This is a genomic window from Staphylococcus sp. LKG3-1, assembly GCF_048568385.1.
Lineage (GTDB): Bacteria > Bacillota > Bacilli > Staphylococcales > Staphylococcaceae > Staphylococcus > Staphylococcus saprophyticus.
On record NZ_CP183796.1, the window covers coordinates 395,019 to 409,085 of the forward strand.

Sequence of the window (14,067 nt, forward strand, 5' to 3'; positions counted from 1 at the left end):
TTAAAAAAAGTACCACTCTGTACATAGTAATAGGGTGGTTTATTTTGGTATGATGAACAATGAATTATTATAACCACTAGGAGGCAAGATGATATGAAATCACAAGTATCATGGAAAGTGGGCGGTCAACAAGGCGAAGGTATTGAATCTACTGGGGAAATCTTTGCTACTGCTATGAACCGTAAAGGATACTACTTATATGGATATCGTCATTTTTCAAGTAGAATCATGGGCGGACACACGAATAATAAAATACGCGTATCCACGACACCAGTGCATGCAATTAGTGATGATTTAGATATCTTAATTGCATTTGATCAAGAAACAATCGAATTAAACCATCATGAAATGCGTGAAGACAGCGTAATTATTGCAGATAGTAAAGCAAAGCCAGAGAAACCAGACAACTGTCGTGCTCAATTGATAGACCTACCATTTACTGCAACTGCTAAAGAATTAGGTACTGCATTGATGAAAAATATGGTAGCGATTGGTGCCACTTGTGCTGTTATGGACCTCGATATTTCAGATTTTGAAACATTAATTACAAACATGTTTACTAAAAAAGGTGACAAGGTTGTAGAATTGAATATAGAGGCGTTAAATGAAGGTTATCGTTTAATGAATGAACAGTTAAATAACGTTGATGCTGATTTTATCTTAGATAAAACGGATGGAAAGCCACATCTATATATGATTGGTAACGATGCCATTGGTTTAGGTGCGTTATCAGCAGGATCAAGATTTATGGCGGCTTATCCAATAACACCAGCTTCAGAAATTATGGAATATATGATTGAAAATCTTCCAAAAGTGGGCGGAACAGTTGTACAAACTGAAGATGAGATTGCCGCAGCAAACATGGCAATCGGTTCAAACTATGCAGGTGTACGTGCATTTACTGCTAGTGCGGGACCAGGACTATCGCTAATGATGGAAGCGATTGGTTTATCAGGTATGACAGAAACGCCTTTTGTAGTTATAAATACACAGCGTGGTGGCCCTTCAACAGGATTGCCAACGAAACAAGAGCAATCAGACTTAATGCAAATGATTTACGGTACACATGGTGATATTCCTAAAATTGTAGTCGCGCCTACTGATGCAGAAGATGCATTTTATTTAACTATGGAAGCTTTTAATTTGGCTGAACAATATCAATGTCCAGTCATAGTATTAAGTGATTTACAACTTTCATTAGGTAAACAAACGGTTGAACAATTAGACTATAATAAAATAGAAATCAATCGTGGTGACATGATCCAATCCGATATAGAACGTGAAGAAAATGACAAAACTTACTTTAAACGTTATGCATTAACAGAAAGTGGTGTTTCCCCAAGACCTATTCCTGGGGTAAAAGGCGGCATTCATCATGTTACAGGTGTTGAACATAATGAAGAAGGAAAAACGAGTGAAGCTGCAGATAATAGACAACAGCAAATGGATAAACGTATGCGTAAAACAGAAAACCTATTAATACAAAATCCAGTAGAAGCTGATGTACAACATGAAACAGCAGACATACTATATTTAGGATTTATTTCAACTAAAGGTGCAATTCAAGAGGGTAAATCAAGATTAGAATCACAAAATATTAAGGTTAACCACATACAAATTAGACAATTGCATCCATTCCCTAGTGAAACGATTCAAAAAGAAGTCGACAAAGCTTCAAAAGTCGTTGTAGTTGAACATAATTATCAAGGTCAACTTGCCAATATATTAAAAATGAACGTAAATTTAGGTGATAAATTAGTAAATCAAACGAAATACGATGGCACACCATTTTTACCACATGAAATTGAAGCTAATGGACTTGAGATAGCTAAAGAAATAAAGGAGTTGGTATAAATGGCGACATTTAAAGATTTTAGAAATAATGTAAAACCTAACTGGTGTCCTGGTTGCGGAGATTTTTCAGTACAAGCAGCCATTCAAAAGGCAGCAGCCAATGTTGGTTTAGAACCGGAAGAAGTAGCGATTATTACGGGGATTGGTTGTTCTGGACGTTTATCAGGATACGTAAATTCATATGGCGTTCATGGTATACATGGCCGTTCATTACCATTGGCACAAGGTGTAAAAATGGCTAATAAAGATTTAACGGTTATTGCTTCTGGTGGTGATGGAGATGGTTATGCCATTGGTATGGGTCATACGATTCATGCATTACGTAGAAATATGAATATGACTTACATTGTTATGGATAATCAAATTTATGGCTTAACTAAAGGTCAAACGTCACCTTCTTCAGCTCAAGGATTTATTACTAAATCTACACCAAAAGGAAATATTGAACAAAATGTAGCACCTTTAGAGTTAGCACTTTCATCAGGTGCAACATTTGTAGCGCAAGGTTTTTCAAGTGACATTAAAGGACTAACAAAAATGATTGAGGACGCAATTAATCATGATGGCTTCTCATTTGTGAATGTATTTTCTCCATGTGTAACATATAACAAAGTGAATACGTATGATTGGTTTAAAGAAAATTTAACAAATATCGATGATATTGAAGATTTTGATATTAAAGATAAGCAAAAAGCCACTCAAAAAGTGTTAGAATATAATTCATTAATAAAAGGTATTGTTTATCAAGATACTGAAACACCTTCATATGAATCACAAATTGAAGAAATGAACGGTACACCTTTAGCTAAACAAGACATTCATATCGATGAAGAACAATTTGAGGCATTAACGAAACAATTTGTATAAAATATTTTTAACTAAATAAGCTAATGAACTGTCACATTATTAACGAAATAATCATGCACGCATTGATTGTCGTATTGAGCATGTGACAGTTTTTTTGTATGTTTGAGTAAGCATGATTTGTAGAACATATTTTCATTACACGATAGAGAGGACATTCATTATGATAGATCAATTTATGTCAATGTCAGAACTGATTGATCACACCGAAGAACATAAAGATTGGCAAATTTTATATAACGAGCGTGTTGCAAAAAGTTTAATAACAGCGGTTCATGGTGGTGCGATTGAACGTGGCACATCAGAAATTGCACAATTAATTAGTGAAATTGGTGGTTATAGTTTTTATACATTTAAAGGAATCAGGAAAAATAAAAATCATGAACTTCATGTTACATCAAAGCATTTTGATGAGCCCATACTTAATGAATTAGTACCGACACATGAAGCTGTAGTATCGTTACATGGTTGTATGGGTGATGATGTAGCACTTTATATTGGAGGTAAAGATTTAGAATTATCCTATGAAATTACACAACAATTACAAAAAATAGGCATAAAGGTCAAACCGGCTCCAGCACATATAGCTGGTATGCAAACAGAGAATTTTGTAAATAAGGGTAAACGTGACGCAGGTGTACAATTAGAACTAACTGTGGCATTAAGGAAACAATGTTTTAAAAATAATAAATATAATTTACATGATAGAGAGAATCGAGAGAATTGGTCGCAGTTAATGTTTTCATTTTCTACTGCAATTGCCAATGCTTTAAAAATATTAAATGATTAGGTACGACTTTACAAAATCTTAAGATAATAGTGCTTAAGTTAGGGAATAGGTTGAATAGAAACTATGAAGGGTGTTTATTTATGGCAGATAAATATAAATCAATGACTGAATTGGCTGAATATACGACTGAAAATAGTGATTGGTCAGTGGTTCGTCGCGACTTAGATAGCCAAGTTATTATTTCGGCGATTCATGGTGGAGCGATTGAACCTGGTACAACGGAAATTGCTGATTTAACAGCACAAAAGGGTGATTTTGATTATTTTACTTTTAAAGGAACAAAATCAAAAGGAAATGAAGCGTTACACGTAACCTCTCGTCATTATGACCAACCGGATATGATGGAAATGGTCAAAAATAAGACACACGCAGTAACAATTCATGGCTGCGTGGGTGATGATAGCATTGTATATATGGGCGGCAAAGATGAAAGTTTGATTCGTGCATTAAAAGAACAATTTGAGCAATTAGATATTAAAGTAGATCAAGCGCCTAAACATATGTCTGGTGCACACGATGATAATATTATCAATTGTTGTAGCACAGGTGAAGGTGTACAGCTAGAATTAACTTCGGGATTAAGAAAATTGTGCTTTAAAAATCAAAAATATAATAAACATAGCCGAGAAGACCAAAGTAATTGGAGTCAGTTTATGGATAACTTTACAAGTGCAATCGTTCAAGCGATACAAAAGGTGTAGTAACGCTTGTAAATAATGGACACTTAAGCTATTATAGATTCAAGATGTCTATAATAGGAAGATGATGATAAATGAAATATTCTAAAGCGACCAATTATGCGTTACACGCGTTATTATTTATGATTAAAAATAATGGTGATGTTCAACGAATTCCGGTACAAGATCTTGCTAAAGCATTAGGTATTTCTACAACTTACTTGTCAAAAATTTTAACAAGATTAGTTAAAGTTGGTGTTATTTCAGCGAGTAGCGGTGCTAAAGGTGGATACCAATTAAGTTTAAAGTGGCAAGATGTAACAATCTATGAAGTGATTACAACAATTGATGGTAAACAAAGCTTGTTTGAAGATAGTTTTAATCATGGTGATAGTTGTCCAATTAATAAGTTAATGATTGAAGCGGAGCAAGCGCTCATAGGCAGTTTGAAACAAAAAAAGCTAAAGGATCTCATATAAATAATTGAGGTTCTTTAGTTTTTTTGTACGAGTAATTTAGATATTGGATGATTATAAAGCTGTACATCATGAGTACACATGATGAAATGATAATTGCATTGTTGTACATTAGTTTTCATTTTGTTTTTGAATAAAGTAACACGCGAATAACTGTGCGTATTATGTTTAATTTGCTAAAATATAAAGTAAATAAAGTAATTAAGGGGTTGACGTAGTATGAATGATACATTAATGAGTATTCAGATTATTCCTAAAACTGCTAACGGAGAAGACGTAATTCCATATGTTGATGAAGCGATTAAAGTAATAGATGACGCAGGTTTAACGTACCGAGTAGGTCCATTAGAAACAACAGTACAAGGTGAAATGAATGAATGTTTAATATTAATTCAAAAATTAAATGATCGCATGGTTGAACTAGAAATTCCTAGTATTATAAGTCAGGTTAAATTTTATCATGTACCTGAGGGGATAACGATTGAGACACTGACTGGAAAGTATGATGAACTTTAAAAAGTTCAAATATAGATTTATGTATGCGCCAGATTTATTTTATAAATAAACTTTTTTTTAGAACCACTTCTCAATTTATTGAGTTAGTGGTTCTTATGCAAGTGCAAAGGCACTTGTAAACCCAAGCTGATACTTCTCAATTTATTGAGATAGTGGTACTTATGCAAGTGCTCTGGCACTTGTAAGCCCAAGCTGATACTTCTCAATTTATTGAGTTAGTGGTTCTTATGCAAGTGCAAAGGCACTTGTAAACCCAAGCTGATACTTCTCAATTTATTGAGATAGTGGTACTTATGCAAGTGCTCTGGCACTTGTAAGCCCAAGCTGATACTTCTCAATTTATTGAGATAGTGGTACTTATGCAAGTGCAAAGGCACTTGTAAACCCAAGCTGATACTTCTCAATTTATTGAGATAGTGGTACTTATGCAAGTGCTCTGGCACTTGTAAGCCAAGCTAGAGCTGCTCAATTTATTTTCTTCGTATTGCTTAATCTATAAACTTTAATTGCTGAAAGTCATTGATTTCATACTGACATAGCTACTTTTGATTATATTTTTGAGCGCGGCCACATTTATTGAATGATGAAAGTTGTTTATAAAGGTTAACTGCAAAAAAAGTTGACTTTAATTATTTACAAGTCTTTTTGCACTTTGTGTTCAAATTTAATATAATGTAATAATGATTATGGATAAAGTTATAGAACTTAGAACTACGAGGTTGTTAAACAAAATGATGCGAAATCTTTTGAATTACTTGTTCTTAGTTTTTATGATATAGAAAGGATTTTGTAGAGTGAATGAAGAACAAAGAAAAAGTACTTCTATTGATATCTTAGCAGAACGTGAAAAAAAGACTAAAGATTATAGCAAGTATTTTGAACACGTGTATCAGCCCCCGAGTTTAAAAGAAGCACGAAAACGTGGTAAAGAGGAAGTTAATTATAATGACGATTTTCAAATAGATGAAAAGTACCGAAACATGGGACAAGGCAAAACATTTTTGATTAAAACATATGGTTGTCAAATGAATGCGCATGATACAGAAGTCATGGCAGGCATACTTGGAGCATTGGGTTATACACCAACGGAAGATATTAATCATGCAGATGTTATATTAATTAATACATGTGCGATTCGAGAAAACGCTGAGAATAAAGTATTTAGTGAAATAGGTAATTTAAAACATTTGAAAAAAGAAAAACCTGAAACGGTCATTGGTGTATGTGGTTGTATGTCACAGGAAGAGTCTGTGGTCAATAAAATATTAAAATCTTATCAAAATGTTGATATGATATTTGGAACACATAATATTCATCGTTTACCTGAAATTTTGGAAGAAGCTTATCTTTCAAAAGCAATGGTTGTTGAAGTATGGTCTAAAGAAGGAGACGTCATTGAAAATCTTCCTAAAGTAAGAGAAGGTAATATCAAAGCGTGGGTTAATATTATGTACGGTTGTGACAAATTCTGTACATACTGTATAGTGCCTTTTACTAGAGGTAAAGAGCGAAGCAGACGACCAGAAGATATCATAGATGAAGTCCGTGATTTAGCGCGCCAAGGCTATAAGGAAATCACATTATTAGGTCAAAATGTTAATGCTTATGGTAAAGATATTGATGGCTTAGCATATGGTTTAGGAGATTTATTAGAAGACATTTCAAAAATTGATATTCCGAGAGTAAGATTTACGACGAGTCATCCATGGGATTTCACAGACAGAATGATTGAAGTCATTGCAAATGGTGGAAATATTGTGCCACATGTCCATCTTCCTGTACAATCTGGTAATAATGCAGTGCTTAAGATTATGGGACGTAAATATACACGTGAAAGTTATTTAGATCTCGTTAACAGAATTAAGACACATATTCCTAATGTTGCACTTACAACTGATATTATAGTTGGTTATCCAAATGAAACAGATGAACAGTTTGAGGAAACTTTAACATTATACGACGAAGTTGAGTTTGAACACGCATATACGTATATATACTCACAAAGAGATGGCACCCCTGCAGCTAAGATGAATGATAATGTGCCATTGGATGTAAAAAAAGATAGATTACAGCAATTAAATAAAAAAGTTGCGTATTATTCTGAACGTGCAATGCAACAATATGAAGGACAAACAGTTCAAGTATTATGTGAAGGTGTAAGTAAAAAAGATGATACGGTCTTATCTGGTTATACCTCAAAAAATAAATTAGTGAATTTTAAAGCTCCTAAATCAATGATTGGAAAAATAGTTAATGTATATATTGACGAAGCTAAACAATTTTCACTTAATGGCACGTTTATCAGTGTGAATGATAAAACGGTGGTGACACAATAATGTATGAAAAAGATGATATTTTAGCTGAAGCAGAACGTTTGAGTGAACGTATTAAATCTCTAGATACTGTCAAAGAATATCATAAAGTAGAATCACAAATTCATCATAATGAAAATTTAGAACAACGAATGAAAGAATTAAAGAAAAATCAAAAGCAATCGGTCAATTTGCAAAATTACGGTAAAATACATGCGTTACAGGCCTCGGAAGAAAAGATTCAAGACATAGAAGAAGATATCAATATACTGCCAATTGTAGAAGAATTTAGAGAATCACAAGCAGAAGCCAATGATTTATTACAAATGATGATTCACACAATGTCCGATAGATTAAATAAACACCAAGAATAAGCAATTTTTTATTGCACTTATGGAAAGGGTTTGAACACTATGAAGACTAAAAAGTTAACATTAACAGCAATTTTTATTGCTATAAATGTTGTGTTAAGCAGTATAATTGTGATTCCACTAGGTCCTATAAAAGCAGCACCTATGCAGCATTTAATTAACGTACTTTGCGCTGTATTTGTAGGTCCTTGGTTTGGACTTGCTCAAGCTTTCATTTCATCAATCTTGCGCATGATTTTTGGTACCGGTAGTTTCTTTGCCTTTCCAGGTAGTATGATTGGTGTATTACTCGCTAGTGGTTTTTATTATTATAGAAAGCACCTATTTATGGCAGCTGTGGGAGAAGTGATTGGCACTGGAATTATCGGTAGCATCATGTGTATACCACTTGCTTGGGTCCTTGGTTTTTCAAATCTTGCAATTAAACCATTAATGCTCGCTTTTATTGTTTCAAGTGTAATTGGGGCAATTATTAGTTATATCATTTTAATGATATTGAAGCGAAAAGGCATTTTAAAACGCTACTTATAAAACACTATTATTATGAGATTGAGACATATTATTTTAATCAATAAGTAAATTTATGAAGTTAACTTGTAATCGTTAAGGTCATTTATTACTTAAAGATAAAATAAAGTGTCTTAATCTCTTTTGTTATATATGGGAGTTGGATTATGAAATCTCTATTAGAAAATTTGATTTCTGTCCCGCTCCCATTGAATTTTTAATATGATGAGAAATGTTTAAATTTAATAAACAGGCGTAAATTGAAAACTTATGTTAAAATTTAAGAGTTAAATTAGCTAGAAAAGCTGAAAATCGTGTGGTTATTAAAACAAATTTCAAACAATATAACGAGATAGTAAAATGATATTAGATGTAAGTACATCTCTTATAATCAATGTAGGATGAGATGCAAAAAGACAAAACTTACTTTCTATGACTAAATCAATGAACTAAGTGAAAATAAGAAAAATAAAAGGATTGTGAAATATATTTATGACAAACCAAACCCCAATGATGCAGCAATATTTAAAAATAAAATCACAATATCAAGATTGCCTATTGTTTTTTAGATTGGGTGACTTCTATGAAATGTTTTTTGAAGATGCTAAAGTAGCATCGAGAGTACTAGAAATTACTTTGACAAAACGTGATGCAAAAAAAGAAGACCCGATTCCAATGTGTGGTGTGCCATATCATTCAGCTAATGGCTACATTGAGACATTAATAAGTAACGGTTATAAAGTAGCCATTTGTGAACAAATGGAAGACCCTAGACAAACTAAAGGCATGGTTCGACGTGAAGTTGTTCGTATTGTCACCCCTGGTACAGTAATGGATCAAGGCGGTGTAGATGAAAAACAAAACAATTATATTCTGAGTTTTATTCAAAGTGCATCAATGTATGCATTGAGTTATTGTGATGTTTCAACAGGTGAATTAAAAGTAACTCATTTTGAAGATGAAGCAACTTTAATTAATGAAATTACGACAATAAATCCAAATGAGATTGTTGTTAAAGAAGCCATTGGTGAATCGCTAAAACGACAAATTAGTCTAACGACAGAGACTATCACGGTGCTTCCAGATATTTCTGATGTAAAATATGATGTTAATACAACGAATGATAGCCATTTATATCACGTAACACAATTATTATTAGATTATATTTATCATACGCAAAAAAGAGATCTTTCTCATATTGAATCTGTGATTACATATGAAGCAGTAGACTTTATGAAAATGGACTTTTACGCAAAACGTAATCTTGAATTAACAGAAAGTATACGTTTAAAATCAAAAAAAGGAACGTTACTTTGGCTAATGGATGAAACGAAAACACCTATGGGTGCCAGACGTTTAAAACAATGGATCGATAGACCGCTTATTCAAAAAAAGCAAATTGAATCACGTCTTGATACAGTAGATCAATTTATCAATCATTTTATTGAGAGAGATACATTGAGAGGCTATTTAAATCAAGTGTATGATATTGAACGTCTAGTTGGTCGTGTGAGTTACGGCAATGTTAACGCACGTGATTTAATTCAGCTAAAACATTCTATTTCAGAAATACCCAATATAAAAAATCTCTTACAAGCTTTTGATGAACAAATGACAGCACAGTTTGAGGCGTTAGAACCACTAGATGATTTGCTTAATTTATTAGAAGAAAGTTTAAAAGAAGAACCACCCATTTCAGTTAAAGAAGGCGGTTTATTTAAAACTGGATTTAATGAAACGCTTGATAGCTATTTAGAAGCTTCAAAAAATGGAAAAAATTGGTTAGCAGAATTACAAACAAAAGAAAGACAACGAACTGGAATTAAGTCATTAAAAATTAGTTTTAATAAGGTTTTTGGTTATTTCATAGAAATTACTAGAGCTAATTTACAAGGGTTTGATCCCACTGAATTTGGATATCATAGAAAGCAAACACTTTCAAATGCAGAACGTTTCATTACCGATGAATTAAAAGAGAAAGAAGATATCATTTTAGGTGCAGAAGATAAAGCTATTGAATTAGAATATCAATTGTTTGTGCAACTTAGAGAACAAATTAAAGCATATACGGAAAGATTACAAAAACAAGCAAAAGTAATCTCTGAACTGGATTGCCTGCAGAGTTTTGCTGAAATAGCTCAAAAATATAATTATGCTCGCCCGACTTTTAGTGAAGATAAGACATTAGAACTTGTTAATTCACGACACCCAGTTGTAGAACGGGTTATGGATCATAATGATTATGTGCCTAACGATTGTGAATTAGATAAGGAAACGTTTATATATTTAATTACTGGCCCTAATATGTCGGGTAAATCAACATATATGAGACAAGTCGCAATTATTAGTATCATGGCTCAAATGGGTGCTTATGTACCGTGTGAATCGGCAATATTACCTGTGTTTGACCAGATTTTCACTAGAATAGGTGCAGCGGATGATTTAGTTTCTGGGAAAAGTACTTTCATGGTAGAAATGTTAGAAGCTCAAAAAGCACTTGCACATGCTACAGAACACAGTTTAATCATATTTGATGAAATCGGTAGGGGTACATCGACATACGATGGTTTGGCTTTAGCTCAAGCAATGATTGAATATGTCGCACATACGTCGCATGCTAAGACTTTATTCTCAACACATTATCATGAATTAACTACGCTAGATCAATCATTGGCATGTTTGAAAAATGTGCATGTTGCTGCAAATGAATACAATGGTGAATTGATTTTCTTACACAAAGTTAAAGATGGCGCCGTAGATGATAGTTACGGTATACAAGTAGCTAAATTAGCGCATTTACCAGAGGAAGTGATTAACCGAGCGCAAGTGATATTGGATGCATTTGAACAATCGAATAATCAAACAAACAATAAGAATACCATGAATCATGTTGATATCCCTACTGATAAAAATCTAAATGCTTCAAGTGATGAAGTGACAGAAACAAAAGCTACGTATTATGTTGATAATGAACAGTCAGCTGCAACACAACATGCAAAAAGTGATGGACAATTTGAGCAAGCTGCCTTTGATTTATTTGATTCACCTGCAAAACAAAGTGAAATAGAAAATGAAATTAAAACATTAAATTTATCAAATATGACGCCAATTGAAGCATTAGTAAAACTAAGTGAATTACAAAAACAATTGAAATAGAGGTGAAGTCATATGGGTAAAATTAAAGAACTACAGACATCCTTAGCGAATAAAATTGCTGCTGGCGAAGTTGTAGAACGACCTGGATCAGTAGTGAAGGAATTGTTAGAAAATGCGATTGATGCCCAAGCGACTGAAATCAATATAGAAGTTGAACAATCCGGCGTAGCATCTATACGAGTTGTGGATAATGGCACAGGTATCCACATAGACGATTTAGGCCTCGTCTTCCACAGACATGCTACGAGTAAATTGGATGCAGATGATGACTTATTCCATATACGTACACTCGGTTTCCGAGGTGAAGCTTTAGCAAGTATCTCTTCAGTAGCAAAGGTTACATTAAGTACATGTACAGATAATGAAGAAGGACAACAGATTTATGTGGAAAATGGTGAAATATTAGATCAAAAACCTGCTAAAGCGAAACGTGGTACAGATATCTTAGTAGAATCGTTATTCTATAATACGCCAGCGCGTTTGAAATATATTAAGAGTTTGTATACGGAATTAGGCAAAATTACAGATATTGTTAATCGTATGGCAATGAGTCATCCAGATATTCGTATTTCATTAATATCAGATGGCAAAACGATTATGAAAACAAATGGTTCGGGCCGTACAAATGAAGTAATGTCAGAAATTTATGGTATGAAAGTGGCAAAAGATTTAGTGCATATTTCTGGTGACACGAGCGATTACCATTTAGAAGGTTTTGTTGCAAAACCAGAACATTCACGTAGTAACAAACATTATATATCGATTTTTATCAATGGGAGATATATTAAAAATTTCTTGTTAAATAAAGCCATTTTAGAAGGTTATCACACCTTGCTCATGATAGGTCGTTACCCAATATGCTATATCAATATTGAGATGGATCCAATTCTAGTTGATGTCAACGTTCATCCGACTAAATTAGAAGTAAGACTGTCCAAAGAGGATCAATTATTTAATTTAATAGTTGAAAAAATACGTGAAGCTTTTAAAGATCGTATTTTAATTCCGCAAAATGATATGGATAAAATTACCAAAAAGAATAAAGTGTTGGATCAATTTGAGCAACAGAAATTAGATTTTGAAAAGAAACAACAACAAGAGAATCATTCACAACCTGTAAATAGCCATGATGAAGATGAAAAGAATGACGACAAAGCATATCATTCCAGTCAAACTCATTACGAACCTACAGATTATATACTGAAAGAGGAAAACACCACATCAGTTTCTACATCGCCTAATAGTGATGATGACTATACCCAAACGCAAAAATCTGTTTTATATGATTTAGAAAATGAAAAACAATCTGAATTTATAAATGAAGCTGATTTTGATTCAGATATAAGCAATCACTCAGATTCTGATATTAAAGGAAGTGTCAGTAAAGACCCTTCATGTCGTGTGCCTTATATGGAAGTGGTCGGACAAGTTCATGGCACATACATTATCGCTCAAAATGAAAATGGTATGTATATGATTGATCAACATGCGGCACAAGAACGTATTAAATATGAATATTTTAGAGAGAAAATTGGTGAAGTGACGAATGAAATTCAAAATTTGTTAATTCCGTTAACTTTCCACTTTTCAACTGATGAATTAATGATTATTAATCAGCACAAAGAAGAGTTAGATAAAGTAGGCGTTCATCTTGAACCATTTGGGGGTAATGACTATATTGTAGATAGTTATCCGGTTTGGTTTCCCACAGCTGAAGCAGAAGAAATTATAAAAGATATGATTGAATATGTTTTAGAGCATAAGAAAGTAAATGTAAAAAAAATTCGAGAAGACGCTGCCATAATGATGAGTTGCAAAAAATCAATTAAAGCAAATCACTATTTAAAAAATAATGAAATGGCAGATCTAGTCAACCAATTGAGAGAAACTGAAGATCCTTTTACTTGTCCACATGGTAGACCAATTATTATTAATTTCTCAAACTACGAATTAGAAAGATTGTTCAAAAGAACTATCTAGGAGGTAAGTGGATGAAACCATATATTTTACCAGCAATTAGATCAATGAAAGATTTAGAAAAAATGACGCAAACAGATTATAAAGAATGCGTATTGCTCGATACACATATTGGTCATATTAAAAGTATAATGGATTTATTAAATAAGCATCACATTGAAACATATATGCATATTGATTTAATTAAGGGCATGAGTCACGATGAATTTGCCTGTGAATATATTATTCAAAATTATCATCCTAAAGGTATTGTCTCTACTAAGACTAAAGTGATCAACAAAGCCAAAGCATTGAATACGACGACTGTGTTCCGTGTTTTTGTATTAGATAGTCATGCATTACGTAGAAGTATTGAATTAATCAAACGTGTAGAACCAGACTATGTTGAAGTATTACCGGGAGTTGCAACTAAAGCAATACAAATTATCAACGAGGAAACGAACACGTCTGTAATTGCAGGTGGATTAATCAATACGGTAGAAGAAGTTGATATCGCAGTTAAAAATGGTGCTAAATATATAACGACAAGTGATCGCCATTTATGGTAACCATCATGAAGAAAACATC

At 33.1% G+C, this 14,067-nt stretch carries 11 protein-coding genes and 1 pseudogene; all 12 read left to right on the plus strand.

Annotation, left to right across the window (positions count from 1 at the left end; translation table 11 throughout):
* Positions 1-93 precede the first annotated feature (93 nt).
* Positions 94-1,854, plus strand: a complete 1,761-nt coding sequence (locus tag ACM595_RS01890) for a 2-oxoacid:acceptor oxidoreductase subunit alpha (RefSeq protein WP_011303240.1) — start codon at positions 94-96, stop codon at positions 1,852-1,854.
* Positions 1,855-2,721 carry a 2-oxoacid:ferredoxin oxidoreductase subunit beta gene (locus ACM595_RS01895; protein ID WP_002483431.1) on the plus strand — a complete coding sequence of 289 codons (867 nt, stop codon included), beginning with the start codon at positions 1,855-1,857 and terminating at the stop codon, positions 2,719-2,721.
* Between the two features lie 160 nt (positions 2,722-2,881).
* Positions 2,882-3,508, plus strand: coding sequence for a poly-gamma-glutamate hydrolase family protein (locus ACM595_RS01900; RefSeq protein WP_002483430.1), 627 nt, complete (start codon positions 2,882-2,884; stop codon positions 3,506-3,508).
* Between the two features lie 80 nt (positions 3,509-3,588).
* Positions 3,589-4,209: a poly-gamma-glutamate hydrolase family protein gene (locus ACM595_RS01905; RefSeq protein ID WP_002483429.1), complete on the plus strand. Its 621-nt coding sequence runs from the start codon at positions 3,589-3,591 to the stop codon at positions 4,207-4,209.
* A gap of 71 nt (positions 4,210-4,280) precedes the next feature.
* Entirely contained in the window at positions 4,281-4,664 is a 384-nt protein-coding gene (locus ACM595_RS01910) for an RrF2 family transcriptional regulator (RefSeq protein ID WP_002483428.1), read from the plus strand.
* 216 nt (positions 4,665-4,880) lie between these two features.
* Positions 4,881-5,177 carry a thiamine-binding protein gene (locus ACM595_RS01915; protein WP_002483427.1) on the plus strand — a complete coding sequence of 99 codons (297 nt, stop codon included), beginning with the start codon at positions 4,881-4,883 and terminating at the stop codon, positions 5,175-5,177.
* A gap of 794 nt (positions 5,178-5,971) precedes the next feature.
* Positions 5,972-7,513, plus strand: a complete 1,542-nt coding sequence (gene miaB / locus ACM595_RS01920) for a tRNA (N6-isopentenyl adenosine(37)-C2)-methylthiotransferase MiaB (RefSeq protein WP_002483426.1) — start codon at positions 5,972-5,974, stop codon at positions 7,511-7,513.
* Positions 7,513-7,863 carry a RicAFT regulatory complex protein RicA family protein gene (locus ACM595_RS01925; protein ID WP_002483425.1) on the plus strand — a complete coding sequence of 117 codons (351 nt, stop codon included), beginning with the start codon at positions 7,513-7,515 and terminating at the stop codon, positions 7,861-7,863. Before miaB ends, ACM595_RS01925 begins: the two co-directional genes overlap by 1 nt.
* Before the next feature lie 39 nt (positions 7,864-7,902).
* Entirely contained in the window at positions 7,903-8,391 is a 489-nt protein-coding gene (gene thiW / locus ACM595_RS01930; protein ID WP_002483424.1) for an energy coupling factor transporter S component ThiW, read from the plus strand.
* A 468-nt stretch (positions 8,392-8,859) separates the two neighbouring features.
* Positions 8,860-11,230: pseudogene (gene mutS / locus ACM595_RS01935) on the plus strand (DNA mismatch repair protein MutS); the annotation flags it as partial.
* A 305-nt stretch (positions 11,231-11,535) separates the two neighbouring features.
* Positions 11,536-13,503 (plus strand): DNA mismatch repair endonuclease MutL, encoded by a 1,968-nt coding sequence (mutL, locus tag ACM595_RS01940; RefSeq protein ID WP_002483422.1) that lies wholly within the window; start codon positions 11,536-11,538, stop codon positions 13,501-13,503.
* 11 nt (positions 13,504-13,514) lie between these two features.
* Positions 13,515-14,048 (plus strand): glycerol-3-phosphate responsive antiterminator, encoded by a 534-nt coding sequence (locus tag ACM595_RS01945; RefSeq protein ID WP_002483421.1) that lies wholly within the window; start codon positions 13,515-13,517, stop codon positions 14,046-14,048.
* Positions 14,049-14,067: the final 19 nt, after the last annotated feature.

What these genes read in the sequence shown, in the direction of transcription:
- ACM595_RS01915 (WP_002483427.1), top strand. Translation starts at nt 4,881, where the DNA reads ATGAATGATACATTAATGAGTATTCAGATTATTCCTAAAACTGCTAAC.
- ACM595_RS01905 (WP_002483429.1), top strand. Translation starts at nt 3,589, where the DNA reads ATGGCAGATAAATATAAATCAATGACTGAATTGGCTGAATATACGACT.
- ACM595_RS01925 (WP_002483425.1), top strand. Translation starts at nt 7,513, where the DNA reads ATGTATGAAAAAGATGATATTTTAGCTGAAGCAGAACGTTTGAGTGAA.
- thiW (WP_002483424.1), top strand. Translation starts at nt 7,903, where the DNA reads ATGAAGACTAAAAAGTTAACATTAACAGCAATTTTTATTGCTATAAAT.
- ACM595_RS01890 (WP_011303240.1), top strand. Translation starts at nt 94, where the DNA reads ATGAAATCACAAGTATCATGGAAAGTGGGCGGTCAACAAGGCGAAGGT.
- ACM595_RS01895 (WP_002483431.1), top strand. Translation starts at nt 1,855, where the DNA reads ATGGCGACATTTAAAGATTTTAGAAATAATGTAAAACCTAACTGGTGT.
- ACM595_RS01900 (WP_002483430.1), top strand. Translation starts at nt 2,882, where the DNA reads ATGATAGATCAATTTATGTCAATGTCAGAACTGATTGATCACACCGAA.
- mutL (WP_002483422.1), top strand. Translation starts at nt 11,536, where the DNA reads ATGGGTAAAATTAAAGAACTACAGACATCCTTAGCGAATAAAATTGCT.
- ACM595_RS01910 (WP_002483428.1), top strand. Translation starts at nt 4,281, where the DNA reads ATGAAATATTCTAAAGCGACCAATTATGCGTTACACGCGTTATTATTT.
- ACM595_RS01945 (WP_002483421.1), top strand. Translation starts at nt 13,515, where the DNA reads ATGAAACCATATATTTTACCAGCAATTAGATCAATGAAAGATTTAGAA.